The sequence below is a fragment of the Aporhodopirellula rubra genome, assembly GCF_014192335.1.
GTDB lineage: Bacteria > Planctomycetota > Planctomycetia > Pirellulales > Pirellulaceae > Rhodopirellula > Rhodopirellula rubra.
Map to the genome: position 1 here is coordinate 144,037 of NZ_JACHXU010000016.1, position 24,569 is coordinate 168,605.

General features: G+C 57.9%; 20 protein-coding genes and 1 other RNA gene. 7 read left to right on the forward strand and 14 right to left on the reverse strand.

What is annotated here, in order from left to right; all coding sequences use genetic code 11:
* Positions 1-44: 44 nt before the first annotated feature.
* Complete coding sequence (locus FHS27_RS20550; protein ID WP_246420371.1) at positions 45-1,379, reverse strand: NTP/NDP exchange transporter; 1,335 nt, start codon at positions 1,377-1,379, stop codon at positions 45-47.
* 258 nt (positions 1,380-1,637) lie between these two features.
* Here FHS27_RS20550 and FHS27_RS20555 point away from each other — a divergent pair, with 258 nt between their 5' ends.
* Positions 1,638-2,441, forward strand: coding sequence for a 3-keto-disaccharide hydrolase (locus tag FHS27_RS20555; protein WP_246420373.1), 804 nt, complete (start codon positions 1,638-1,640; stop codon positions 2,439-2,441).
* A gap of 236 nt (positions 2,442-2,677) precedes the next feature.
* Here FHS27_RS20555 and FHS27_RS20560 read toward each other — a convergent pair whose 3' ends face one another.
* The 6 genes from FHS27_RS20560 to FHS27_RS20585 form a co-directional block, all read right to left on the reverse strand.
* Positions 2,678-4,705 (reverse strand): vWA domain-containing protein, encoded by a 2,028-nt coding sequence (locus FHS27_RS20560; protein WP_184306723.1) that lies wholly within the window; start codon positions 4,703-4,705, stop codon positions 2,678-2,680.
* On the reverse strand, positions 4,702-5,655 hold the full coding sequence (locus FHS27_RS20565) for a DUF58 domain-containing protein (protein WP_184306724.1): 954 nt from the start codon (positions 5,653-5,655) through the stop codon (positions 4,702-4,704). Before FHS27_RS20565 ends, FHS27_RS20560 begins: the two co-directional genes overlap by 4 nt.
* A gap of 70 nt (positions 5,656-5,725) precedes the next feature.
* Positions 5,726-6,760, reverse strand: coding sequence for a ThiF family adenylyltransferase (locus FHS27_RS20570; RefSeq protein WP_184306725.1), 1,035 nt, complete (start codon positions 6,758-6,760; stop codon positions 5,726-5,728).
* Positions 6,761-7,023: 263 nt separating this feature from the next.
* Positions 7,024-7,431, reverse strand: an RNA gene (gene rnpB, locus FHS27_RS20575) — RNase P RNA component class A.
* 95 nt (positions 7,432-7,526) lie between these two features.
* Positions 7,527-8,750 carry a tetratricopeptide repeat protein gene (locus FHS27_RS20580; protein WP_184306726.1) on the reverse strand — a complete coding sequence of 408 codons (1,224 nt, stop codon included), beginning with the start codon at positions 8,748-8,750 and terminating at the stop codon, positions 7,527-7,529.
* Positions 8,743-8,901, reverse strand: a complete 159-nt coding sequence (locus tag FHS27_RS20585) for a hypothetical protein (protein WP_009103782.1) — start codon at positions 8,899-8,901, stop codon at positions 8,743-8,745. Before FHS27_RS20585 ends, FHS27_RS20580 begins: the two co-directional genes overlap by 8 nt.
* A gap of 101 nt (positions 8,902-9,002) precedes the next feature.
* On the opposite strand from FHS27_RS20585, the gene FHS27_RS20590 reads away from it, so the two are divergent.
* The 4 genes from FHS27_RS20590 (at position 9,003) to FHS27_RS20605 (ending at position 13,218) form a co-directional block, all read left to right on the forward strand.
* Complete coding sequence (locus FHS27_RS20590) at positions 9,003-9,173, forward strand: hypothetical protein (RefSeq protein WP_184306727.1); 171 nt, start codon at positions 9,003-9,005, stop codon at positions 9,171-9,173.
* A gap of 255 nt (positions 9,174-9,428) precedes the next feature.
* Entirely contained in the window at positions 9,429-9,914 is a 486-nt protein-coding gene (locus FHS27_RS20595) for a class I SAM-dependent methyltransferase (RefSeq protein ID WP_221225260.1), read from the forward strand.
* Between the two features lie 360 nt (positions 9,915-10,274).
* Positions 10,275-11,783, forward strand: coding sequence for an alpha-L-fucosidase (locus FHS27_RS20600; protein ID WP_315854639.1), 1,509 nt, complete (start codon positions 10,275-10,277; stop codon positions 11,781-11,783).
* A gap of 55 nt (positions 11,784-11,838) precedes the next feature.
* Positions 11,839-13,218, forward strand: a complete 1,380-nt coding sequence (locus tag FHS27_RS20605; RefSeq protein ID WP_184306729.1) for a Gfo/Idh/MocA family oxidoreductase — start codon at positions 11,839-11,841, stop codon at positions 13,216-13,218.
* Positions 13,219-13,485: 267 nt separating this feature from the next.
* Here the strand turns inward: FHS27_RS20605 and FHS27_RS20610 are convergent, their stop codons facing one another.
* From FHS27_RS20610 to FHS27_RS20635, 6 genes are all read right to left on the reverse strand, one after another.
* A complete protein-coding gene (locus FHS27_RS20610; RefSeq protein WP_184306730.1) occupies positions 13,486-15,975 on the reverse strand; it encodes a hypothetical protein in 2,490 nt (829 codons plus the stop codon).
* 150 nt (positions 15,976-16,125) lie between these two features.
* Positions 16,126-17,451: a DNA-processing protein DprA gene (dprA, locus tag FHS27_RS20615; RefSeq protein ID WP_184306731.1), complete on the reverse strand. Its 1,326-nt coding sequence runs from the start codon at positions 17,449-17,451 to the stop codon at positions 16,126-16,128.
* Between the two features lie 204 nt (positions 17,452-17,655).
* The gene (locus FHS27_RS20620; protein ID WP_184306732.1) at positions 17,656-18,336 is read right to left on the reverse strand and encodes a methionine-R-sulfoxide reductase; all 681 of its coding nucleotides are present in this window, start codon (positions 18,334-18,336) and stop codon (positions 17,656-17,658) included.
* A 135-nt stretch (positions 18,337-18,471) separates the two neighbouring features.
* Positions 18,472-19,431: an SMP-30/gluconolactonase/LRE family protein gene (locus tag FHS27_RS20625; RefSeq protein WP_246420375.1), complete on the reverse strand. Its 960-nt coding sequence runs from the start codon at positions 19,429-19,431 to the stop codon at positions 18,472-18,474.
* A gap of 22 nt (positions 19,432-19,453) precedes the next feature.
* Positions 19,454-19,945: a response regulator gene (locus tag FHS27_RS20630; RefSeq protein ID WP_044256908.1), complete on the reverse strand. Its 492-nt coding sequence runs from the start codon at positions 19,943-19,945 to the stop codon at positions 19,454-19,456.
* Between the two features lie 66 nt (positions 19,946-20,011).
* Complete coding sequence (locus FHS27_RS20635) at positions 20,012-20,623, reverse strand: hypothetical protein (protein WP_184306734.1); 612 nt, start codon at positions 20,621-20,623, stop codon at positions 20,012-20,014.
* Positions 20,624-21,109: 486 nt separating this feature from the next.
* Here FHS27_RS20635 and FHS27_RS20640 point away from each other — a divergent pair, with 486 nt between their 5' ends.
* A complete protein-coding gene (locus FHS27_RS20640) occupies positions 21,110-22,945 on the forward strand; it encodes an alkaline phosphatase (RefSeq protein WP_184306735.1) in 1,836 nt (611 codons plus the stop codon).
* A gap of 142 nt (positions 22,946-23,087) precedes the next feature.
* On the opposite strand, the gene FHS27_RS20645 is transcribed toward FHS27_RS20640, so the two are convergent.
* A complete protein-coding gene (locus tag FHS27_RS20645) occupies positions 23,088-23,318 on the reverse strand; it encodes a hypothetical protein (RefSeq protein ID WP_009103808.1) in 231 nt (76 codons plus the stop codon).
* A 335-nt stretch (positions 23,319-23,653) separates the two neighbouring features.
* Between FHS27_RS20645 and ppk2 the strand changes: the two genes are divergently transcribed.
* Positions 23,654-24,523: a polyphosphate kinase 2 gene (gene ppk2, locus FHS27_RS20650; RefSeq protein ID WP_184306736.1), complete on the forward strand. Its 870-nt coding sequence runs from the start codon at positions 23,654-23,656 to the stop codon at positions 24,521-24,523.
* Positions 24,524-24,569: the final 46 nt, after the last annotated feature.

Here is a 24,569-nt window from a genome sequence, read left to right on the forward strand (position 1 = left end):
CGTCACCACAGCAGACTCCCTCGGTGTCAACGAACCAAACGGCGTTACGCGTCCGATTCGGATTCAGTCGCCAACTGCGCCGCGCGTCGTTTCTGCAATCGTCCCAATCGCCAAGCGACAACGCCCCAAATCGCCGTGATCGGCAACGCCCATACGTTCATCGCCGTGATACTAACGCCGAGTTGTCTCGCGAAGCCAAACAGTTGTCCCGATGCGGCGTCACCACCTCGCAGGACGACCGTATCGATGAAACTCTTCGACTTGTATTTGTCTTCGCGACTAACCACGGTAAACAAAACCTCGCGTGCCGGGACGGTGATTCCATAACCGCCCGCCCGCGTCGCAATCATGGTGACCACCAACGTCGACAACATCGGATTCAATGCGAGCGAAAGGAAGCCTGCGAAGTACACGACCGGCAAGATCACTAACGCCACGCTGACTCCGAACCGCCGCAGGATCACACTGGACAACAACGCTTGGATCGCGAGCGTCAGCAATTGTGTTCCAAGATCCAAATAGGCAAACAGTTGCGTGCGTGCCTCTTTCGTTTCTATCTCAGCGGCGACAATCTCGGCCTGCTGGAAATACAGCTGCGTTCCGCAAAACTGCACCAACACCAGGAACACGCAAATCATGCCCAGATAAGGCGATCGCGCGACGTGAGTGATTCCCGACAAAACGCCGCCGCCAGTCGGGCTTTGCGACACGTTCGAAGTGAACTCCGTATCGCTCAAGATTGACGTGGACTGCTTTTCTAATCGCCATGCACACCACAATCCGGCTTCGATCACGACGACCGGCAGCAACAACAGCACGTCCGTCGAAAGCTGCGTGGCGACTTGGCTGGTGATCAAGGAACCCGTGATCGCACCGGCCGTCCCACCCGCGGCGATCAAGCCAAAGAGACGCTTCCCTTGACTGCTGGTAAACAGATCCGCCAAGACGCTCCAGAACACACTGGTCGCGAACAAAGCGAATACGTTCACCCAAACAAAGAACGTCCGCGCGGTCCAAGTTCGCACAAACTCCGAATCCAACTGCATCAAAACGAAGAACGCGACAAGGCATCCCGCGAAAAAGTGATACACCACTCGGACCAACCACCGACGAGGCAACCTCGCGACGAGCGATGAGTACAACGGAACGGCGGCCAACATGACGAGAAACGTCGCCAGCATCAGCCCCTGCAACTGCTGTGTTCCGCCGATACTGCCCATCGTCTCACGCACCGGCCGGATGATCATGTACCCGAGCAGAATGAAGAAAAACCACGCCGTTGCCCAAACGACTGCCTTGCGTTCATGCGGTTCCACCCGCGACCACCACCGTAGTTTCGTCAGTTCGGACGATTTCGCTGCGTCGGAATTCGGTATCAACGTTCGTTTCCGCGAAAAGTGAAATGATGCGTCGCCAACATAACGCATACCTCATTTCATGCGTGATACCCGGGAACTCGCGATTCGTTCGTAACAGAACCTCGGCCCACGCATGGCCCTGACTACCAATCACTCCAACACCCAAATAGAATCCACAGACCAAAAACGGCCCAATGCGACACCTCACCGTTTGATTGCGTCTCGTCGCCAATCTGCAGCCGGATCCTCTTGTTCCTTAACGAGCCAAGAATGAACCTCATGTCGTTTACGAAACTTCACTCACTCGCGTTTGCCATCCTGATCGTCAGTTCCGGGGCGAGCATGAACGTCGTCACCGCGAACGAAGTTGATCCCAAACAAAAGGCGTGGTACGAGAAGTACAAATCGCAAGAAAACATCCCGCAACCCGAGGAAATGGTACTCAACACCGATCCGGAACCGGCGTTGGAGGAAGGGTTCGAAGACATGTTCAACGGAACTGACTTGAGCGGTTGGACGCCACGTGGCGGCACTTGTTCTTTCGAGGCGGTCGATGGTGAGATCGTCGGAACATGTGTTCCCGGCTCCAAGAGCACCTACCTGAGCACTGATAACAACGATTACACCGACTTCATCTTCACCTGCGAAATGAAATGGGAAGTCGATGGAAACTCTGGAGTGATGTTCCGGGCAAAATCCAAACCGGGTGCGAAAGGTGAAACGGTCTACGGCCCACAAGCGGAAATGGAAGGCATCACCGGCGACCGGTATTGGTCCGGCGGAATCTACGGCCAAAGCTGTGGCGGATACTTCTATCCCCTGTGGCTAAAGGAACACGAGGCGGCCCGGCAAGCACTCGACCGAAGCGGTTGGAACCGATTGACGATCCGGGCCAAAGGCAATGTCGTCCAAACATGGATCAACGGTGTGCCGGCGGCACATTGGGTCGACAACGGGACCTACCCGAGCGGCTTCTTCAGCCTGCAAGTCCACCAAGGCCGCAAAGGCAAAGTCCGGTTCAAGAACGTCCGCGTGAAAGAACTCACCGCGCAGGACGCGGACGCGGAGAAAACAGGCGAGTAGTCATTCGCCAAACGATCGCCCGCCTCTGACAACGTCAAGGCGGTGACGGCCTGCAGGCTCGGCAGGCTTGAATCGCGACTCCCGCCGAGCGAGTTTCTCGGACAAACGCGTCACCTCCAAATGCCGCCGTGGTCGAGAGCATTTCAAATAATGACGTAGGTTTGCAAAAGCAGCTGCGTACGCCAGAACATAGTCCATCGTCGGGCGACGGCGGCTACAACAAAAATGAAATTGCTCTAAGACAACCTGCGAGTGTAGAGCCACCATTCGACCAACAGGACGACGAGGGCGAGCAAGAGAAGCGGTCGCCAGTATTCACGGCGGGTTTGGATTCCGGCATCGACGGCGGCGACCGTTTCATAACCGAGCTCAACGTCAGGCTTGGTCGACAAACGACTCTCTTGAACATCAAAGAGATTGATTGCGAAACGATCGACCACGTTGCCAACACCGGCCGCAGATTCACCGGTTGTTTTGCGGACGAGTTGATAATTGCCGGGCGAACTTGTTTGCACGACATCAACACTTCCCCCCTCGGCGACGGTGATCTCGTCGAGCGGTGTATCTGTATCTTCTTCTCCCGTCCGTACTAGAGAGACCGTGCGGACCGCGCTCTCGAGTCGGACGGGGACGGTTTCACCCGGTTGATAAGAGGGTGCGGCCGATGAGGAGGCGGCACCGGCGAGATGCCTAAGAACGTTCAGCAAAAACACCGGCCATGACCGCTCGGCGTACCAGTTCGTGTTCGCCTGTGTCTCGCCTTCATCGTTCTGACTGACCAACTCGAAACCGAGCACGAGGTCCCGGTAGCCGCCGCGGGGTGCGATCGCCAACGCCGCACCGAGATCCGATTCGATCAAGGTGGATGTGCCTTCGGGGCCATCCATACCGCGGCCAGAAAAAATCAGCAACGAATACATCTCGAGATAGCGCAGAATCGGATGCGTGCGATCGATGTCGATCAACGTGAGACTGCCTGGCGGCGAGGTCCATTCCCACTCGTCGCTCGGCAATTCACCGATCGTGAACGTGTTCGTCGCGGGAAGCTTCTTCGGTCGACAGCGGTCAAAGATGATCAGATCGTCGTCACCGGCGGCCGCACGTTTGGCAAACGCTTCGGTCTCGAGAAACTCCGGCGCAACGAATTCGCATACCGCGATACGGTTGGCTTTCTCCGTTGTCAGCCCCAACTCGAGTGGACGGTTGCCTTCGGTTACCACCAACACCGAAACCAAACCCGATGGCGTCAGGGCGGCGTAGGCGGTGTTATCCAAGGACAGATCATCTTTGATGTCCAGCGAAAACCGCATTCGCACCGCATCGGCGGCTTCCACCGCGAACGACAACCCCGATTGATCACCCGGGTCGAGAGACACCGAGGCGGCATCCACGAGCCGTCCTTCGAGGAACAAAGAGGCTTCCGCCGTCGCCGGTTCGTCGCCGCTGTTGACGACCGTCGCAAAGGCTTCAATTTTGGTCGGATCCTGCAAATCTCGGTTGGCCGAGAAGGAGGCAATCGCGAGGTTCTTGGTTTGCGGGGCACCGATCGCGTGGTAGACGGGTTTCAGATTTCCGAGTTTGAATTCGGTCACACTTTGAAAACCGCCGTCGCTGTAGAGCAGCAACTCCGCGGGCAACGCATCGGCAACCTGCACGTCACCGATGTCTGCGATTTCCGATGTACGTCGCGGGTTAGCCAGTCCATCGGCGGCACGCAGCGCGCCGAGAATATCAGTGGGACGGTTGGTCACTTCGCATCGTCCCAGCGCGTCGCGCAGACGCGAGCGATCCGAAGTAAACGCCTGCATGACTTCCGCACGATCACTGAACGTGATCAACATCGCGGTCTCGTCATCGTGCATCGTGTTGATACGTTCGCTGATCAACTTTTTAGCGCGGTCAAATCGCGTCGTTGGATCCGGTGTAGCCGAATCGGCGGCCGGTGCCTGCATACTCGCCGACGTATCGAGCAAGAAAACGAGCCGTCCCAGAGAACTGGTGTCCTCGCGAACGCCGGGCCGAAACAACGCAAACGCCGCCAGCAAAACAGCGAGCAATTGCAGGAACAACAGGATGCTATTTCGGAGCCGCTGCAGCAGACTGTTCACGTGCAAGTCTTCGATCGTTCGCGACCACAGGTAAGTGCTCGGCACCTCGACGGGTTCCCGACGCAACTTCAAAAAGTACAGCAGCACGATGCCGACCGGGACCGCAACCAGAGCCACCCATGGCCAAATGCCTGTCAACGCGGGGATCAAACTCATCGGACCACTCCCCGCGATCGCAGATACTTCGTCATCACGGTTTCGATCGGCGTGTCCGTCGGGACCAAGACATGCATCACCGATCGTTGAGCACAGTACTGACGTGCCTGATGCAAGAACGCTTTCAGGGTTTCCTGATAACGATCGATCACGTGTTGGTTCACGGTGATTTCAGCCGCGTCGCCGTCTTCGACATCGATCAACCGACGGTCACCCCTTAGTGGCGGGTCGAGTTCCTCCTGCGAAAGAACATGCAACACAAAGACATCCATTTGGCGACCGATCAACATCCGCAGCGCTGACTCGTAACCGGCTTTGTCCATCAAATCGGTGATCAACACCACAACCCCCGTCGACGTTCCACGCAGAACAAAATCCTTGACCCCATCGTGCAACGACACGTTGGCGTCGACGTCCTGGTTCGGCGCCGCGTCGAGACCGTCGAGGTACTTCAGCAGTTTCCAAAGGGCCGCGCGAGATCGGACGACCGGTGCCGATCGTCCCGCTGGCCCCAAAGCCTGAACACTAACCCGATCGCCACGACAGAGTCCGACGTAGCCCAACGCGGCGGCGAGCTGTTTGGCGACGCGGAGTTTATTGGGTGTGCCAAAGTTCATTGACGCACTCGTGTCGATCAACGCATAGAAGTGCAGATCTTCCTCTTCCTGAAACAACTTCAAAAACAACTGATCCAATCTCGCGTAGAGATTCCAATCGATGAGCCGAAGGTCATCACCGGGGACGTAGTTCCGAAAGTCAGCGAACTCGACGCTCTGGCCTTTTCGACGGCTGATCCGCTCCCCTTTCATTCGCCCGCGAAAAATCTTGCGTGACACCAACTCGAGCCGCTCGAGTCGCTGCAGCAACGCGGGCGTAAGCAGCGGACCGCTGTCGTTCGATGCAACGGACGTGGCAGACGGATCAGCAGCGGCGGGGGTGACGTTAGACATGCCGATAGCTTAGCGGATATTGTGCGTGTCGGTTGAATCGGGAACGCGCCGTCGCATCCCCAAAAAGCATCTACGACCCGACGTAGCGGTCGAAAAGGGAGCGAGCGTGAGAGACATCACGAACACCGCTGATCACCGCCCGTCCGTCCCGAAACAACGTCAGCATCCGTTCCTCAGGCAGCGACAAACGCACGAAGAAACGTGACGTTTTGACCTCGCCGACGGTTTCCCATGTCCGGGCCATCCGTTGCAAATCGACATCCGCTCCGCCACCGGCGATCTGCACCGCGTCGCGACCACACAACGTTTCGGCCGATTGCGTCTCTAATGTTGAGGCGTTCAGAAAATCATATTCGTGTTGGACGCAGGCTCGGCAATTTGGGGCCGGTGACAGCCGAATGGTTCGGATTTGGTTGTGCCAAAGATCAACGGACAATATTTCGTTCCGTACATCGAGGCGGTTCCCCGACAACCACTTGATCGCCTCACACGCCTGCAGGCTCGCTATCAGGTGCGTGGCCGGGCCGATCACACCGGCGGTGTCACAGGTCGCGGTTTCCCCCGGCAGTGGCGGTTGCGGCAGGAGACAACGGAAACACGGCGTCTCGCCATCAAACAAACGCACCTGTCCCCCTGCGCCGATACATCCTCCGTGGACCCACGGTGTACGCGTCTGGATGGACCAATCGTTGAGCAACAACCGCGCGGCAAAGTTGTCAGTCGCATCGATCACGAGGTCCACGTTTTCGAGGTTGTGGGCGATATTGTTGGGTGTGATATCAACAACGCGTTCTTGGATTTCGATCGATGAGTTGATCGCCCGTAAGTGCGAGGCCGCGGCTTCGGCTTTGGCGGCTGCGGTTTCCGCATCGACTTCGGTATACAAACTCTGACGCTGCAGATTGCTCCACTCCACCAGATCACGATCGATCAACCGGATGGTTCCGACGCCGGCGCGAGCAAGCAGTTCCGACGCGACACTCCCCAGGGCGCCACACCCCAACACCGCCACCCGTGCGGACTCGATCCGAGCCTGCCCCTCTTGTCCGATCGGATCGAACTGGGATTGGCGAAGATAACGTTCATCGGATCGCGAGATCGTCATGAGTCAGATCGGTGCCTTGTTCACACAAAGGTGAAGGGACGACGTTAGTGGTAGCGTCGTGCTGCGTCACAGAGAATGGATTGGGGTTCTGCGAATCGCGAATGTCATCGGATCATTCGGCCAACGACGAGACGAACGGAAATTCTCAACGAATTTCGCTGCCCTCCCATTTGGCTGCCCTCGCATTTAGCTGGCCTCCCAATTGTCTGTGACGAAGCATTCCTTGTAAGTATGCGGTTGCAAAATTTAATTCTGAAAGCGACGGAGCCAGCGGGCTTGTAAGCCGGGTTTTGTAACAGCGTTCGCTGCCGGTGACCATTTATCTGTGCACGACGATTGCTCGCCGCCTCAATTGCGACCTACCCGGGTGTCGATAACGAGACGGGCCGCCTCGTGAATGCACCCTGTTTGGTCTAGCTCCGGATGGGGTTTACCGAGCCGACCGAGTCACCCCGGTCGCTGGTGCGCTCTTACCGCACCGTTTCACCCTTACCACGCGTTTGCCGCGATCCCCGAAAGGTATCACGTCAAACCGTTCGGCGGTCTGCTCTCTGCTGCACTTTCCCTAACCTCACGGCCGGTCGACGTTATCGACCATCCTGCCCTGCGGAGCCCGGACTTTCCTCCAGTGATCGACAAATGCGATCACCAGCGGTCACCCCGCCCACTGTCTCAGTCGTCCGATAGAATCCTCTCTAAACCCCGCCGTCACAACCGGGCATGTGGGTGGTGGGGCAATGAGACGAGGCAAAACGCGTTGGTCAGCTCAGCGGTTTTCTGATTCGACGGGTCCGACCGCCATCCGCGAGCGAGACGTGGGCACTTCGAAGTCAGCAGGCAATTGATACGCCGACGCCGATCCGTACGCCGAGGCTCGACCGGCAGTCGTGGGATCCTCCATCGCCGAGGGGATCATGTTGTTGGCCAGTTCCGAGGTATCGATCCCGCTGCGGACCCAACCGGACGCGGCCACCGCCTCGGGGTCGACCTGCATCGCCTGAGCGAGCCACCCCTGAGCCGACACGGGATCCCCGCCGGCGATCGACGCAGCGGCGAGTTGCAGTCGCGCGGTCACGTCGGCAGGGTTTTTCTGGGCCGCGGCAACGAGATACCGGTTGGATTCTTCGATCCGTCCGAGTTCCCGCATCGCGAGCCCACGCAACAAATCAGCCCGACCGGGAACAATGCCCCCATCGGTTTGGTTCATCATCAACGAACTGCTCGATTCGTTCAGCCGATCGAGCGTGGCCAACAAGCGATCGTGCCGCTGTTGTCGGTGGTAAATCTCGGCCGCCTGCAACTGCACATACGGATAATCCGGCTGCAGCGAGAGTGCCCGGTGATAGGCGGCCAGTGCGGAGTCAGCACGCCCTTGTGCGTTTTCACAATCGCCCCACAACGCCCATAACGCCGCCCACTCGCGATCCGACTGCAGAGCGATCTCGCACTGCCGGGCCGCTTCGTCGACGCGTCCGAGTTCGAGATACATGCGTCCGAGCCGTTGCAGGTGCTTCGGGTCGCCGGCACTGAGCTGCACGGCTTGTTTGAGATGCTCGATCGCGTCATTTCGCCGGCCTCGTTGCCAGAGCGTGTCGGCCAGCCCCCGGTGAGCGGCGTCGTTGCTGTCCGAAACATCCAGCGATTCACTAAACAGGGTCTCGGCGATCATCCAATCGCCTTCCCGGGCCGCTTTGAGACCCTGGCGAGAAAGCCGGCGGGCCGCGACGGTTTGCCGGCTCTCACCGAACTTGACGATCCCTCGGCACCCTGATTGAGAACACATCACCGTGATCAGGCCAAAGAGGATTCCCACCGCGCACGGGGAAACGGCGATCACACGACCTCGGCCGAAGGGGTCGTGGAATCGGCTCGCAAATCGGTCGTGCGAACTCGCGTTCACGTTCGCTGCACCTTCACCGGCTACCGCCCGTTTTCCGATTGGTTCGGGATCCCAAATCTTAACGATAAACCGGCAATTCCGGTCATTCACGCTCGACTGATACCAAAATCGCTACGACCGTTGCCAGCCGGACAACCGGCAAATCTTCGCTTTTCGGAACGACCCGCACGACCCGTCCCACGCCGCGAATCCCGGAAAGAAACGGCCGATCGTCATAACCGGCGGCCGAGTCGTTCGACATCTCGGTCGCCCTCCACTGTCACACCACCGGCCCAAAACAGGGTCGGCGAGGTGGACGGAGAACTGTCCAACCGTGCGACCGCATTTCATTTGAGCGTCTCGATGTTCCCTACGTGCCTGTCCGATCCCGAAGAAAACGCCCCCGGTCAATTGCTCGCCGACCTGGAACGTCGCCAAGACGAGGCCCTCGAACAACTCGACGACCTCGAAAAGAAGCTTTGTGACGTGCTCAAAGGACTGAACATCGAAATGGAAGAAGTCGATCTGGACTGATCCGCGGTCACGACGCGTCCACGTGTTGACGGGAATGCGTTATCATCGGGTGAACGATCTTCGGATGAGTTTCACGTCCCCTGTCCGCCGCCGAGAGCCCGAGCCATTTCCAACCATTCCCCGCAATCGGGCCCCTCGCACGCTGAAACGACCGGACGCGACGGGTCAGCAACGTGGACGTTTCTGAAGAACTTTGCACGCAACCCGACATCCGTCGGCGCGATCGCCCCGAGCAGCCAAGGTCTCGTCGAAACGATGGTCGAGTGGTTCGATTGGGATACCGCCCGCGGCGTTGTCGAGTACGGGCCCGGCACCGGCGTTTTCACCGAAGGCGTGAGTCGACGCCTGCACCCGGACGCGAAGTTCTTCGCCATTGAGCGGTCCGCCGAACTCGCCGCGATCACTCGGAACCGGTGCCCCGACGTGACCGTGCACGAAGAGTCCGCGGCCGATGTGGCCCGATTGTGCCAGTCCGCAGGCATCGACCAGGTCGATGCGATCATTTGCGGGTTACCGTGGGCTTCGTTCCCCGAGTCGTTGCAGCGGAACATTCTCGACGCGACGCTCGATGTCCTTCGTCCGGGCGGCCAATTCGCCACGTTCGCTTACTGGCAGGGTGTCGTTTTGCCAGCCGGTGTTCGGTTTTCTAGACGGCTTCGAGAAAGCTTCTCGGAGGTGCATCGCAGCCCGACGGTGTGGCGTAATTTGCCGCCTGCATTTGTCTATCGCTGTACAAAATAGACGTCTTCAATCTACGGGCAGTCCGCCCAAATCAATAGACGCAAAATTGTCACGCATAGGGTTGAGCCAGCCCCTCCGTTTCGATCTGAGAGTATACTCCGACCGATCAAAAACCTGGGAAGCCGACGATTCAAAAGGAGTCGACCACCGGCAAGATTGGCACGTCGTCGCGCGGCGAAGTCACCCGGAAACATTGGGATCCAAAGACCCTGCGTTTACGTGCCAACCCAGGGCACCGCCGCGAATCCATGAGCCCGATGCGAAGGCACAACCTTCCACCCCGGCCTCCATCGCATGAGCAGCGTGCAGCACCCTGATTCCCACCAACCTCACCCATACGCCCTCCTCCTGAGTCCCACCGTGCTATATCGAGTTACTCTGTTTCTCTCTGTGACACTTTCCCTTCTCTGCGTTTCCGGTATCGCGGTAGCACAGCAAACTGAATCCGTCGAAACGGAAGCCAAATCGGCCCAACAAGAAGCCGACGCGTGGAAAGCGATCGACGCACGTCCGACACCCCAGTGGTGGCGTGATGCCAAATTCGGAATCTTCATTCACTGGGGACCGTACTCGGTACCCGCCTTCTCCGAAGTCGGTCGTTATTCGGAGTGGTACTGGATGGATCTCGCGAACCCCAAACGACGATCACACCAACTCGTTAAACAGTTCCACGACCGGGTCTATGGAGAACGATTCACTTACCCTGACTTCGTACCGATGTTCACGTGTGAGCTCTTCGACGCCGACCAGTGGGCCAAATCGTTCGAAGAATCCGGCGCGAAGTACGTCGTCCTAACCTCCAAACACCACGACGGCTATTGCCTCTGGCCGAGCGAAGAAGCGGACCTCTCCTGGGGACGCCCTTGGAATAGCACCAACACCGGTCCCGGTCGCGACCTCGTCGGTGAACTGACGCAAGCGGTTCGCAAAACCGATGTCAAAATGGGACTCTATTATTCGATCTACGAATGGTTCAATCCGCTCTACACCACCGACGTCGATCTGTTTGTGACCAAGCACTTGATCCCTCAATTCAAAGACATGGTCAACCAATACAAACCCGCCGTCATCTTTACTGACGGGGAATGGGATCATCCGGCCAAAACATGGCGGACATCGGAGATGTTGACGTGGTTGTTCAACGACTCACCATGCAAAGACGAAGTCGTGATCAATGATCGCTGGGGCAAAGGCGACCGACACAAACACGGTGGCTACTACACAACCGAATACGGTGCCGGATTGCCCAACGCCGAAAACGCGTGGGAAGAAAACCGCGGAATGGCTCACTCGTTCGGATACAGCCGGACCGAACGATTCGAAGATTACAACAGCAGCGAGGCATTGGTCCTGATGCTGATCGACATCGTCTCACGCGGCGGGAACTTCCTGCTCGATATCGGCCCGACTGCCGATGGACGGATCCCACCGTTGATGGAAGAGCGGCTCGCCGAGATCGGTGATTGGCTCGACGTCAACGGCGAGGCGATTTACGGCACAACGACGCACTCGACGACCTGCCAATGGACCGCCGGCATCGAAGAGGAACTCGGCAAAGGCAACTACCGCGTCAAATACGACGTCAACAAACTGCTCAAGACGCCCGACGAAGGAAAGGCACGCAAAGAAGCCGTCTTTACCCGAAAAGGTGACGCGTTCTATGCGATCTGTGCCGTGTTCCCCAATGGCCAATTGACCCTCAAAAACATCACCGCGTCGCCCAACGCCGTCGTCTCCATGCTCGGCCACGACAGCGATTTGACGTGGAAACAGGTCGGTGATCATGTCGTTATCGACATGCCAACGATCAACCCATCTAAAATGCCCTGCGAGTTTGCGTGGACGTTTAAGATCAGCAGCGTCGAGTAATCCCGTCGCTCGCCAAACCTCTCACTTACTTTCCCCATCCCCAATGGAAAATCTGATGAACGCCAATCGAAGAGATTTCTTACGCACGAGTGCGGCAGCAGGCTCGGCCCTCACGCTCGCGGGCGCCGTCTCAGCAGCAGATCAAACCGACAATGCTGGATCTAAAAAACTGCGTCTTGCCGCGATCGGGGTGGGTGGAAGCCGAGGTCGGTACAACCGCGGAGGAGCGATCGCTCGCCAAGCCGCCAAATTCGCAAACATGATCGCGGTCTGTGACGTCGACGACAAACATGCCGCTGAATTCAACGAGTCCTTCGGCGGTAAACTCACCACCTATCGTGATTACCGCGACCTGCTGGAAACCGAAAAACCCGATGTCGTTACGATCGGCACCCCTGATCACTGGCACGCATCGATTGCGATCGACGCCCTTCGCGCCGGCTGCCACGTGTACTGCGAAAAACCGCTGACGTTGACGATCGACGAAGGCAAACAGATCCGTGAGGTCGTTAAAGAAACCGGCAAGGTTTTCCAGGTCGGAACGCAGCAACGCAGCGACAATGCCCGCTTCCTGACCGCCATCGCAATGGTGCAAACCGGACGCCTCGGCGACAACGTGAACGCCTATGTCGCCATCGGCGGAGCTCCCGAAGGCGGACCGTTTGAAACCACCACCGCTCCCGACGATATCGACTGGGATCTGTGGGTCGGACCGGCCCCAGAAGCGAAATACAGCGAAGAGCGGCGCCGCTTCTTCCGTTGGTACCTCGAATACTCCGGCGGCAAAATGACCGACTGGGGTGCCCACCATATCGATATCGCACAATGGGCACTCGCCCCCGGCGATACCGGCCCGGTAAAGATCTCCGGTGAAGGCACCTTCACACCAATCGTTCCTGCCGATTTCAACTGGAACTCGTTCCTCGAAGGGGAAGCCTCGTTGCCAAACGGTTACAACGCCGCCACCAAATTCCACATCAACCTGGAATTCGCCGATGGTGCCACGATGAGCGTGAACCATCACTACAAACGCGAAGGCGATAACGTCGACTTCGGAAACGGAATCTTGTTCGAAGGCGACAAGGGACGCATCTTCGTCAACCGTGGCAAAATCGAAGGAAGCCCCATGGATGCGTTGACCGATGCCGACCGCAAAGAACTCGACGAAAAAATCGTTGAACTCTGCAAAGGCAAGAAACCCGGTAACCACATGGGCAACTTCTTCGCCTGCATTGAAGAGGGCGGACTGCCTATCTCCGACGTGTGGTCGCACCACCGCACAATGACCTCCTGCCACCTGTGCAACCTCACCCTGATGCTCGGCCGCGAACTCATTTGGGATCCGAAGGCCGAAGAGTTCGTCAATGACGATCAAGCAAACGCGTTGATGAGCCGGAAGTCCCGCGAAGTCGCCCGCGCCGAAAAGGTCAGCTAAGCCACCGACACACCCCGCACGCTGACCGGCCGCCTCACGTTCGCCTCCTCGTCCGACCGGGAGGCTCCGCGGCACGCCGTTCTCTCATGGCACGCCGGCAGATTCACGGCACTGATCACGAAAGGAAAAGGGCGAGGAAGCAGTTTGCTTTCTCGCCCTTTTTTGTTTGTCTTACCGCACGTTATCGTGCCGCCGATTGCGGGAGTTGCCGCTCATGACGGCCTGCCCGGCAGGAGCCAGGCGAGCCCTCAATTCAGAGCGGGTCGACTATTCGTCGTCCGACAATCGCATTTCGAATCCCGTCCGCTCATCAACCGATTCATAGAACCCACGGACGATGTTACGAGCGTCTTGGTTGCCCAACAACTGAGCCATGAAACGCTGCTGCGGTTGGCGGAACTGCTCACGCAATTGCTCGACATCCGGCTGGAATTCCGTCGGTGTTACCACGTAGAAAACGCTCTGCGGATCATTCGGTGCGACTCCGTATTCACCCAAAGGTGTCGCGAAGACCTCACGCATGAATTCGTCACCAACGGCATCGAGTTTAGGCACTTCCGCAATCACGGTTTGCATGAACCCGAGTTGTTCGAGCCAGCTGAACGGGCCGACGTTTTCGATCAGGTTTGATTTTTTGTCTTCAGGAACCACGTCCGACAAAGTCTTGTCTCCGTCTGCGATTGATGCGGCGATTTCTTCTGCGGCCGCCTTAGCGAGCTTCCTCGCTTCTCGAGTGCGAATGAACAAGACCACTTCGTCACGAACTTCATCGAGCTCGGGAACGAATGTCGGGACGTCCTCCGTTTTCCAACTGATGTACGTCACACCGGCTTCGAGATCCACCGAACGCAGCGGCGAGAACTCAGGTTGTGGCGGCAACATCGAGCCGTCCTGCATCTGAGCACCAAACATCATGGCACCGTAAGGCGGTCCGCGACGGTTGAACCCGGTGCCCAATCCGTAGGAGGTGCCTGGATCGACCTCATCGACACTCACTCGGTTGACCAACTGTTTCGTTTTCCCGTAAATCAATCCGAGTTCATCCGCCATCTTTTTCAGATTGAGGCGTTCGGGAGCGTCGGATTCCTTTTGAATACCAACGGAAACATTGCTTTCATGCACCGCCCGTTCGCTGAAATAGAGCCGCATCCGTTTGTTGGCTTCGGTAACGGCCTGATCGAGTGCGTTGCGGGCGGGCTCGAGTGCCATTTCGGTCGCGATTTGGTCGCGAACTTCTTCGAATGATTGCAGCTTGGTTTGCTCGGGTTCGTCGTCGAGCTCGAGACTCATTGCGGCTTCTTCGGCAGGTTCCGACGTCGCTTCTTCTTCAGTTTCTTCAGCCTCCGTTTCGGGGGCCTCTTCCGCCGATTCAGTTGATTCCGCTTCGGTGGCGGGCTCTTCTTCGCTCATCTCGGCGGGCTCGTCGGTTTCAGCCGCTTCTTCCGCTTCGGCAGGTGCGTCAGACTCAGCCGGAGTCTCAGGCTCGGAAGGGGTCTCAGGCTCGGTGGGAGCTTCCGTTTCGGCAGGCGTCTCGGTTTCCGCAGGCGTCTCTGCGTCGGCCGCCGGTTCACCCGTTGCAGGCTCTTCGTCCTGGAACATCACCAAACGGACCGAATTGTCCGCACTGGCGTTCATGGACGAATCTTCGGCGGCGGGTTCACTCGACTCAGTATCTTCAGCAGCATCAGCGGCCGGCTCGTCGGTGCTCTCTTCCGCAGTTTCTTCGCTGGTTTGTTCTTCACTGGTCTCTTCTGCGGCGGCCTCTGCGGTGGCGGGCTGTTCTTCCGCTGCGGCTGCTTCATCAGAGCCGACGGGAAGCTGGAAATCGCCCCCGGCGAGACGTCGTTCGTACTCCGCCCGGATTTGCTCTTCGCTGAATTTCGCTTTCTCGACATCGAGGAACTGCTGCAAGTCGGCGGCCACCCATTCGATCTGAGCCGAATCGGGGCGTCCGAAGCTCGGCAGCGGCGATTGATCACCGGGATAACTCAGGCGTTTCTTGCCTTCTTCGTAGACCTCTTTAATGTCCGACTGGCTCGGTTCGGCGTCGGTTTGATCCAGATATTCGCTCACCAAAACGCCGTACGCGTTCACGGTCGCTTTCTGGTTTAATTTCAAAAAATTCTCCCACTGACCCAGCGGAGTGACCACAGGAATCTGGCCATTGGTCAATCCGACGAGCGAACCGCGTTGATACAGGTCCGCCAACAAATGCATGCGGAGCTGTTCGTAGAGGTGCTGTTGGCCGAGTTGGTTGCCGCTGCTCCTCATCAACATCGCGACGATTTCGCTGTCGGTGAAGGTTCCATCGGTGAACCGGGTCAACCAGTTTCCGATCGCGGTATCGTCGAGTTCGAAGCCAGCTTTTTGAGATTCGCTGTAGAAACGAAGCGTGTTGACCGTGGCTTCTTCGCCTGGATTGGAATCGATTCCGAGCGACTGAATTTGGCCCGATTGTTCGTCAAATTGGAAACCGGGGGTTTGCGGCACGCCGCCCCGATTGATCGTTTCAGAAGCCAATTCGCTGAGAAAACGCACGACGGCGGCGTGGTTCTGCGTCGTACGAGCGACACGAGCGCGGGTCAACTCGACACCATCGAACGTCGCCGCAACCGGATCGGAATTCATCCCTCCGCCACGACGCATGTAGGTGTCCAACGCTGGCAAAACAACGAAAGAAAAAAGAGCCAAGAGGGTCAAAAAGACCATCAAAGGCTTGAGGTTGCGTCGAAATATCTCGAACGGACTCGAACTCATCAGAGAAGCCTACATAAACCCGCGAGGGGGACACCTGCGAAGGATGCCTCGACCTGCGGACGGAGGGAGGGGGCGGGAGGGGAACCACGAAACTGCAAAGGGTATCGCCGATGGAATTTGAAGGTCAAGATGACTTGATCGTCCTGGACCTCAAACTCGGGCCACGTATTGGCTGCTCAGCCGTCGGACGAGCCGCTTCATTTCCAGAACACTGACAATGGCGGAGACGCGAGCGGACGACAATTCGCATCCCACCGTGACCTCGTCGAGCGAAGTTCCCGTTGGTGAAATGCGATCCAGCACCGCTCGCTCGATCTCGTTTAAGGTGACTTCACGGCCGTTTCGAATCTCGCGTTCGTCCCGGTTGGCCTGCGACTCGTCGCCACGGCAAATCGGCTGGCTGAGCGGCCCGAGCAATTCGAGCACGTCGTCCGCATTGGTCACCAACGTCCCGCCGTCGCGAATCAACCGATGGCACCCCTGCGACGCTCGGCTGTTGACCGGTCCCGGCAGGGCACCGACACCCCGCCCCATCTCACTCGCCAATCGGGCGGTGATCAACGAACCGCTGCGTTCGGGCGCCTCGATCACCAACGTCGCCAATCCCGCTGCGGCAATTAACCGATTCCGCTGAGGGAACATCCCGCCCCGCGGTTTCGCCATCGGGGCGTATTCACTGATCACGGCCCCCGAGCAGGCAATCTCCCCAGCCAAGCCCGCATTTTCAGGCGGGTACATCTGCCCGAGCCCGCCACCCAGAAACGCGATCGTGCGGCCTCCGACCTCCACCGCCGCACGATGAGCCGCCGTGTCGACCCCGCGAGCCAGCCCACTGACGATCGTCACCGACGCCGACGCGAGGTCGCGAGCCAGACGCCTGGTCTGCTGCAAACCGTACGGAGTCGCGTGACGGGTCCCCACAATTGCGACGGCGAGCTGATCCGCCGCGGTCACTTCCCCACGGCAAAATAGAATCGGCGGCGTGTCCTCGAGCTCATCGAACGACTTCGGATACCCGGCCGCATCGGGCTGCAGAATCCGCACACGATGCTGGTGACACCACTGGATCACTTGATCGACATCCACATGATCCGTCGCCGTTTGGATCACGTGCGCGATCTTCGGCCCAATTCCAGGCACCCGCTGCAGACTCGCCTTGTCGGCCCGAAGAACGTTGCCCGCCGAACCGAACTCGTCGAGCAGAACACTCAGCCCCCGCGGCCCGAGCCCGGGCAAAAGACACAACTGCAACCGATCTCGCAGTCCCGCGCCGACACGCATCGTCGTGCCCGTGTCACCATCAGGATCGCGATCGGGTTCACTCGCTCGAAGATCGCCTCCCAATTCACGCTCACGGGACGTCTTCGCCGGAGGAGCGGAATCAGGACGCGTTTCAGGAGGTCCCGGCGGAAGAAGTTCCGTGGCGTCCTCGGTCGATTCCTGCTCTTGCTGCCAAAAGAAGAGTTCATCAGACACGCGGCAATCTCCCAGTCGAATTCGGTCTTGCCGGATCGCGGATTGCTGCCACAGCCAAACAAACGATCCCTACCCCAGCGACGCACAACGACGCCCACTGTACCAAATCCCACTAGTCCACGGGGTGCGATTACCTCGGGGCCCACGACTTCACGAGCCCGACGACTTCACGGCTCACGGGCACCGCAATCGGCTGCCCCGTCGCTATTTCGACTTCAGCGTTCCCGAGGGCCGCTCGGAAACCGGGCGAATTTTCGGAGGAATCTTCTTCCCCTTCGCGATGAACCTCATCGAGATCGAGTTGACGCAGTGCCGAGTGTTCTTCTCGGTCATCTGCTCGCCGGTGAAGACGTGCCCCAGGTGAGCGCCGCAATTTTTGCACAAGATCTCAACGCGAACGCCGTCCGCGTCCGTCTGCCGAACGATCGCATCTTCGATCTCATCATCAAAACTCGGCCATCCGCAATGGCTCTCGAATTTATCCTTGCTCAAATACAACTTCGCGTTGCAACGACGGCAAATGTACGTCCCCTCACGTTTGTTCGACGTGTAACCACCGTTGCTCGGGCGTTCGGTGCCTTTCTGCAAAATCACATATCGTTCGAACTGATTCAGCGGATTGAAATTGCCGAATTTCACCGCCTGCTCGTCCAATGATGCCCCTTCCGCGTCCGCCGCAACATCTGCCGAACCGGTGTCTTCGGCAGCGACGGCAACCTCATCGGTCTGCGTCTCAGCGGTTTCTGAAGGAACCACAGCGGTTTCGTCATCCGCGTTGACCGGTCGCCCGAACGCCCCCACGGAACCGACCATCACGGCGAGGCCGAGGGCACTCAACGAAACAGCCCAAAACGGTTTGGACGAGAAAGCACTCTTTGATCGCATCTATCTATCTCCGGCGGCGGCGAGTCGTACAAGATTTCTACACGACTCGCGAGGGATTCGTTCGCAAATATTTGAGCCAATCCAGTTTAGCCGGAAGGCAAATCGGCGTCACAAGTCGACAGATCGCCACTGCAGTTACTTGCCTCGGCGGCTTCCCGCCACCGGCATTTGCACCGAATAAACCGACGTCTGTGCCGTTACGAACATCGTCTTGAAATCCTCGCCGCCGAACGTGACGTTGCAAGAACGTTCGGGAAAGGAAACCGTGCCGAGCGTCTGCCCCGACGGTCTGAAGATCTGAACACCTAAATGCGTCGTGATGTACAAGTTGCCGAGCACGTCCATCGCCATTCCGTCTCCCCCCGTGCCGCTGACTCCCTCAGGCTGGGCCAAGACGCAGAACGTTCGCCGATTCGAAACCACACCCGGCTTTTCAATATCAAACGCCAACATCTCGCTCTGCATGCTGGGAATCACATACAGCGTTTTTTCGTCAAGCGACAATCCGATCCCATTGGGGGCATTCAAATCTCCCGTTAACCGCGTCACCTCCCCGTCACTCGAAAGGTAATAGACGGCACGCTCCTTCTGAGGCAGCGGCGTCGGCGCTCGGTACTGCGGATCGGTGAAATAGATCCCACCGGCCCCGTCCACAACGAGATCATTGCACGCGTTGTAACGAACACCTTTGTATTCATCCGTCAGCACCTCGCGGGAACCATCGGTGAGGCGATACCGAACGACCGCTCCGTTCATTTCACACGCGAGCAGACCATTATCTGAAAGGGGCCACAGACCGTTTGCAAAGTTCGACTGATCCGTGAACACACCGAGTTTGCCATCCGGATCCAAACGATGGATCGTTGCGTTCGGGATATCAGTGAAGTAAAGCGTTCCGTCGCTCGTCACGGCGGGGCCTTCGGTGAACGCAAAACCCGTGAGTAACCTCTTCACCGGCCCAACAGGTTCGATTCCCTCAGTCGTCTCAGTCGTCTCAGTCGTCTCAGTCGTCTCGCCGTTTGAGAGAGCCCCAGCCGCGAGTGATGCGAATCCGACGACAAACACAATCAAAAAACGACAGCGAGAGATCAGCATCAACGACGGTTCCAAATTGATATTAAGAGGAGGAAACGCTCGATCCCTGAGCTTCCTGATCGGCGGTCGCAACCGCGACTTGTTGCAAGTGAATCATGAGTTTCTTGTGATCGCGGACGACTCGAAGGAACTCTTCCTCACTGACCGGCTTCTGAATGTAATCGTAAACGCCGAGTTCGTCACAGCGCTGGCGATACGTCTCATCTTCGAGTGCCGTCAGGACCACCGTCGTGATGCGAGCGGAGTCCGGATGGATTTCCAACATCTCTTCGAGCACGTCGAGCCCCGTACCGTCGGGCAGAATCATATCGAGAAGCAGCAAATCAAGGCGAGGAGCACGGGCAAAGATCCCGGTACGTTTCATAAACAGAATCGCTTCGTGAACCGTTCGCACCAATGTCAAACGATGATGCACACCGCTGCGACGCAGCGCATGAATGGTGATACGTGCGTCAACCAAACCATCCTCGACCAACAGAATTTCCATTGGCTTGGTACGTGAATCACCCAACATCGTAAAACCTCCTAAAAGTGCTCGCCGTGAGAACGAGCGGGACAACCGCGTTACTCGCCGACGACTTCATTCCTGCGAACCGCCGCTGCGGGCTCGCGAATCATGCAACCGAATCAATTCCGCTTCGAGCCTTTCGTGTGCAGTGAGATCACCCGAAAATCGCTCGATCGATGCCGCGAGCATCTTCAAACATTGAACGTCACATCCTCTGTATTGTAGTTCTTCGGCCTGTTCGACCAAGTCGATTAATTGAAGATACAGACAACGATGTTGATCGGTGACACTACGAACCATCCGCTGCCGCTCGTGTTCGGCCTCACTCTGCTGCGAGATCGAGAGGGACGCCGCAATCCGCTGAGCGGCGATCGAATCCGCCGAAATCAATCCGTACGATTCTTCAAGCGCAAACTGCAAGGCGAGCAAATCTCGCAACTCGTCCAAACATGCCACGAATTCACGAATCGTCGCCTGTGGCTTTTCCACGTCGCCGGGATCGAGCTCGCAGAGCGTTCGCAGACGATGAACCTCATGCCATAGATGAGGATTGCTATCTTTAATTTCTTGTAAAAATGCTGCGTTAACGAACCAGTATGCAGCCGCTTCGCCCTGAGGGTGCGGTTGCGAATCGGGGCCGCCCGTCGCCGCATTGGACGCCGAACCGGTGAAGACAGTCGCCATGATGGCAGTCCTCCTTGCCTTTAATCCGTGTTTAAGAAGAGTCCCTGAACCTAAAGCCGCTGGGCGAATTCGTCAAGCAAAATCACGATTCCGCTTCGAAAACCTGGGCACTTTCGGCCAAATGGGGGTCCGGCACGCAGCCTCAAATCCCCAACCTCACCTATCCGCTACATTCGGCGTCTTTCGCCATCGTCGCTCTTCCCACACCCGCATCTTGCGACCAAACTAACCCGTGTACGACACCCAATCGGACTTCGACAACCTTCCTTTCATCATCTTCAGCGATCGACACCTCCTCTCCCCCACACACCCTTAAGCTCGACTCTTTCAAAACCGATCCTCCTGTGTCGGTTCTCAAAAGCCCAAGTCCAGACTCACCCAGACTCACCCAGTCCCAGCCTCGCTCAGCACTGACTCTCCCAGTTCCTGACGACTGCCCTATCACGACCGCCCCCCTCCCCCCGCAGCCCCGCCCCACCCACTGCCATGCGTTCATCACTGAATCGATTTCTGTCACCCGCCTCGCTATTCCGATCGACCGATCGCCCATCCGGACTCATCGCCGGATTGTTCTTGGCCACGATCGCCGCCGTCGCCCCGCCGATGAGTCTCAGCCAATGCCAGGCCGAGGAAACAACGAATACCTCAACGCTCGCCAAAGTGGTCGACGCGCTGAAGAACTCCATCGATACCGATTCCGATGACGCCAACGGCGAAAGCGTCACCGACCCGATGCGAGAGATGCAATCCAACGCGATGCGCGAACAGTCTGCGCCGTGGGGACATTGGGGCAACCAGCCGAACAAATACAGCAGCTGGACGAACCACAGCAATCGGTTGGTACCGCTCTATTCCTTCGGCATGACGCTCTCGGCACTGCGAGAACGAGGCAGTTTGTATTCTGACGCCGAGCGGATGAAAAAACTCTTCGGCCGCATTCCCGCCGGAACACTCAACTCGGTCGCTAACTATCACGACCAAATCGACGTTTACGAACTGCAACGACTCGCCGTCGAGCAGGGAAAACGACACGTCATCCTGATGGTGTTTGACGGGACCGATTGGCAAACAACACGAGCGGCAACGATCTACCGAAACCGAGCCGACCTTTACGACAGCGGACGAGGACGTGGCTTGTCGATTCAAGACTATCGCGGCACCCAAACGGACTTCGCGTTCATCGGCACAACACCACATACCGGCGGCACCAAACTCGACGTTAATTCGCAAACAATCGTCGACGTTGACAAGAAAGCAACCGGAGGATTCGATCCCGACTTCGCTGGCCCGATGCCATGGCACGAACGAGACCGAATCGCGTACCCGATCGGAAAAGACCGCGAGCAACCGCATACCGTCACCGACTCTGCGTCCTCAGCGACCAGCCTAACGTGCGGCATCAAAACCTATAACGGATCCGTCGGAATCGCTCACGACGGTACGTACGCCGTTTCGATCGGCCGGCAACTGCAAAACGAAGGCTTCCGGATCGGCGTCGTCACCTGTGTCCCGGTCAGTCACGCCACTCCCGGGGCGGCTTACGCAAACAACGTGTCACGTGGCGACTATCAAGACATCGCTCGTGACATGATCGGCCGCCCCTCCTCTTCCCACCGCCGCGACCCATTACCGGGCGTCGATGTATTGATCGGCGGCGGATGGGGCGAAGGCGTCGGCAAAGACGGCGGCCAGGGCGAGAACTTCATGCCGGGCAACAAATACCTTCACGAGTCCGATCTCGACGCGGTGCGTTTGCAACCCGGCGAAACTGACCCGTCACGACGCAAGTACGTCGTCGCCGAACGAACGAGCGGACGCCGGGGTAGCGAAGTTCTCGCCGAAGCCGCCTCACGGGCAATCAAAACAGGTGATCGGTTGCTAGGTTACTTCGGCACCAAAGGCGGCCACCTCCCGTTTCAAACCGCCGACGGAAACTACAATCCGACCTTCGACGTCAAAGGCACCGAACGGTACACGGCGGAAGACGTCAACGAAAACCCAACGCTCGCTGACATGACAACGGCAGCACTCCACGTGCTCTCGGCGCCAACCCCCGGTGAAGCGAACGACGACCAAGCCGAGCTACCGAAGTTCTGGATGATGCTCGAAGCAGGCGACGTCGATTGGGCCAACCACGCCAACAACATCGACAACAGCATCGGTGCCGTACTCAGTGGCGATGCCGCCTTCCGTGCCGTCACCAAGTGGGCCGAAGACAATGACGCGTGGGACGATACCGTGGTCTTCGTCACCAGCGACCACGGTCACTACCTCGTCCTCGATGACCCGCAAGCGATCGCGGCGGCCAACGTCAGCCAGTGATACATTAAGCGATCACGGGACAAACCCGAACACTTTGATCGTGCTCATGAAAAAAGACGCATGCTCATCTAAGAGCATGCGACGCTTGCGAGAACGTGCCGCACCGCCTGGCGACGGTGGTTACGGCAAGTAGACAGGTGATTTAGGAAGCATCTTTCGCGTCGGCAGCCTCGGTGCGTTCGAGCCACCGGTAACCAACCACCGCCGCCGACACGACGACCAACGCAGCGAACACCCACGCATGCTGCGGCTCGGTCAAATAGTGCCAGAAACCATTTCCTTGGCCTGCGGCACCATGCCCGTGCCCTTCGTGCGCCATCACGAGAGTCGCAGGAAGAATCGCCAGTGCGGTGGTCATCAAAAGTCGGGTCATCGGGTTGCCTCAGAGTAACTCGGGTTAGCGTAGCGGAAATGCGAGTCCTCCAGATTTTACTCAAAAACCTGCAAAACGCCGTGCACTACAGTATTCCTGTCGGACAACCGTTCTGAAACCAGAACGAACCGCGCCCGCACCTCGGCGAGCTTATGCGGGCATTCGTTGCAATTCAAGCCCCGCAGAGCCGCCGCCTCAAAACACGCACAGCCCCGGATTCGTGTAGCATGAAGGAAGGCAGGAACACGTCGCACGACCGCGCGGCATCGAAACGGCAACACGCCGGATTCTGGCTGCCACCCTTACCGCCTCCCTGAATCGATAGGTGCCTTCGAGTGAATTCCAAACCGAAGAAACGCAAGCACAACCGTGACGATTCTGAAGGCCACGCGATTCTCAACGGGAGCGGTGACGTCAAAGCAACGAAGCACCGTATCGATCAAAAGGTCTACGAAAAGGAACTCGCTCGGCTGCAGATCGAACTGGTCAAAATGCAGGCGTGGGTCAAGCACGAGGGACTGAAAGTCGCCGTGATCTTCGAGGGCCGCGACGCCGCTGGCAAAGGCGGGGTAATCAAACGGATCACCCAAAGTCTGAATCCACGTATCTGCCGAGTCGTGGCCTTGGGCACTCCGACCGAGCGAGAGAAAAAAAGTTGGTACTTCCAACGTTATGTCGCTCATCTGCCGGCGGCCGGAGAAATCGTCTTGCTCGACCGGAGCTGGTACAACCGCGCCGGCGTCGAGCACGTGATGGGATTTTGCAGCGACGCGGAGTATCACGAGTTTCTCCGCTCGTGCCCCGAGTTCGAACGCATGCTTGTGCGATCGGGAATTCAACTGATCAAGTACTGGTTTTCGGTCAGCGACGAAGAGCAAGAACGACGTTTTCAAAAACGCATGAAAGATCCAACCCGGAGCTGGAAACTGAGTCCGATGGATGTCGAATCACGCTCACGATGGATCGAGTACTCCCGAGCCAAAGACACGATGTTCGCACACACGGACATCAAGCAAGCCCCCTGGCATGTCGTCAAAGCAGACGTCAAGAAATGTGCCCGACTCAATTGCATCAGTCACCTACTGAGCATGATCCCATACAGAGACCTGACACCAACACCACCCAAATTACTCCCACGCCCCACCGACGGCGCCTACGTCCGCCCACCCCTAGAAGACCAAACCTTCATCCCAGAAATCTGGTAACCCCAAGCTCCGCACACCCCCAATCCCGTCGCTGGTTCAAAACAAA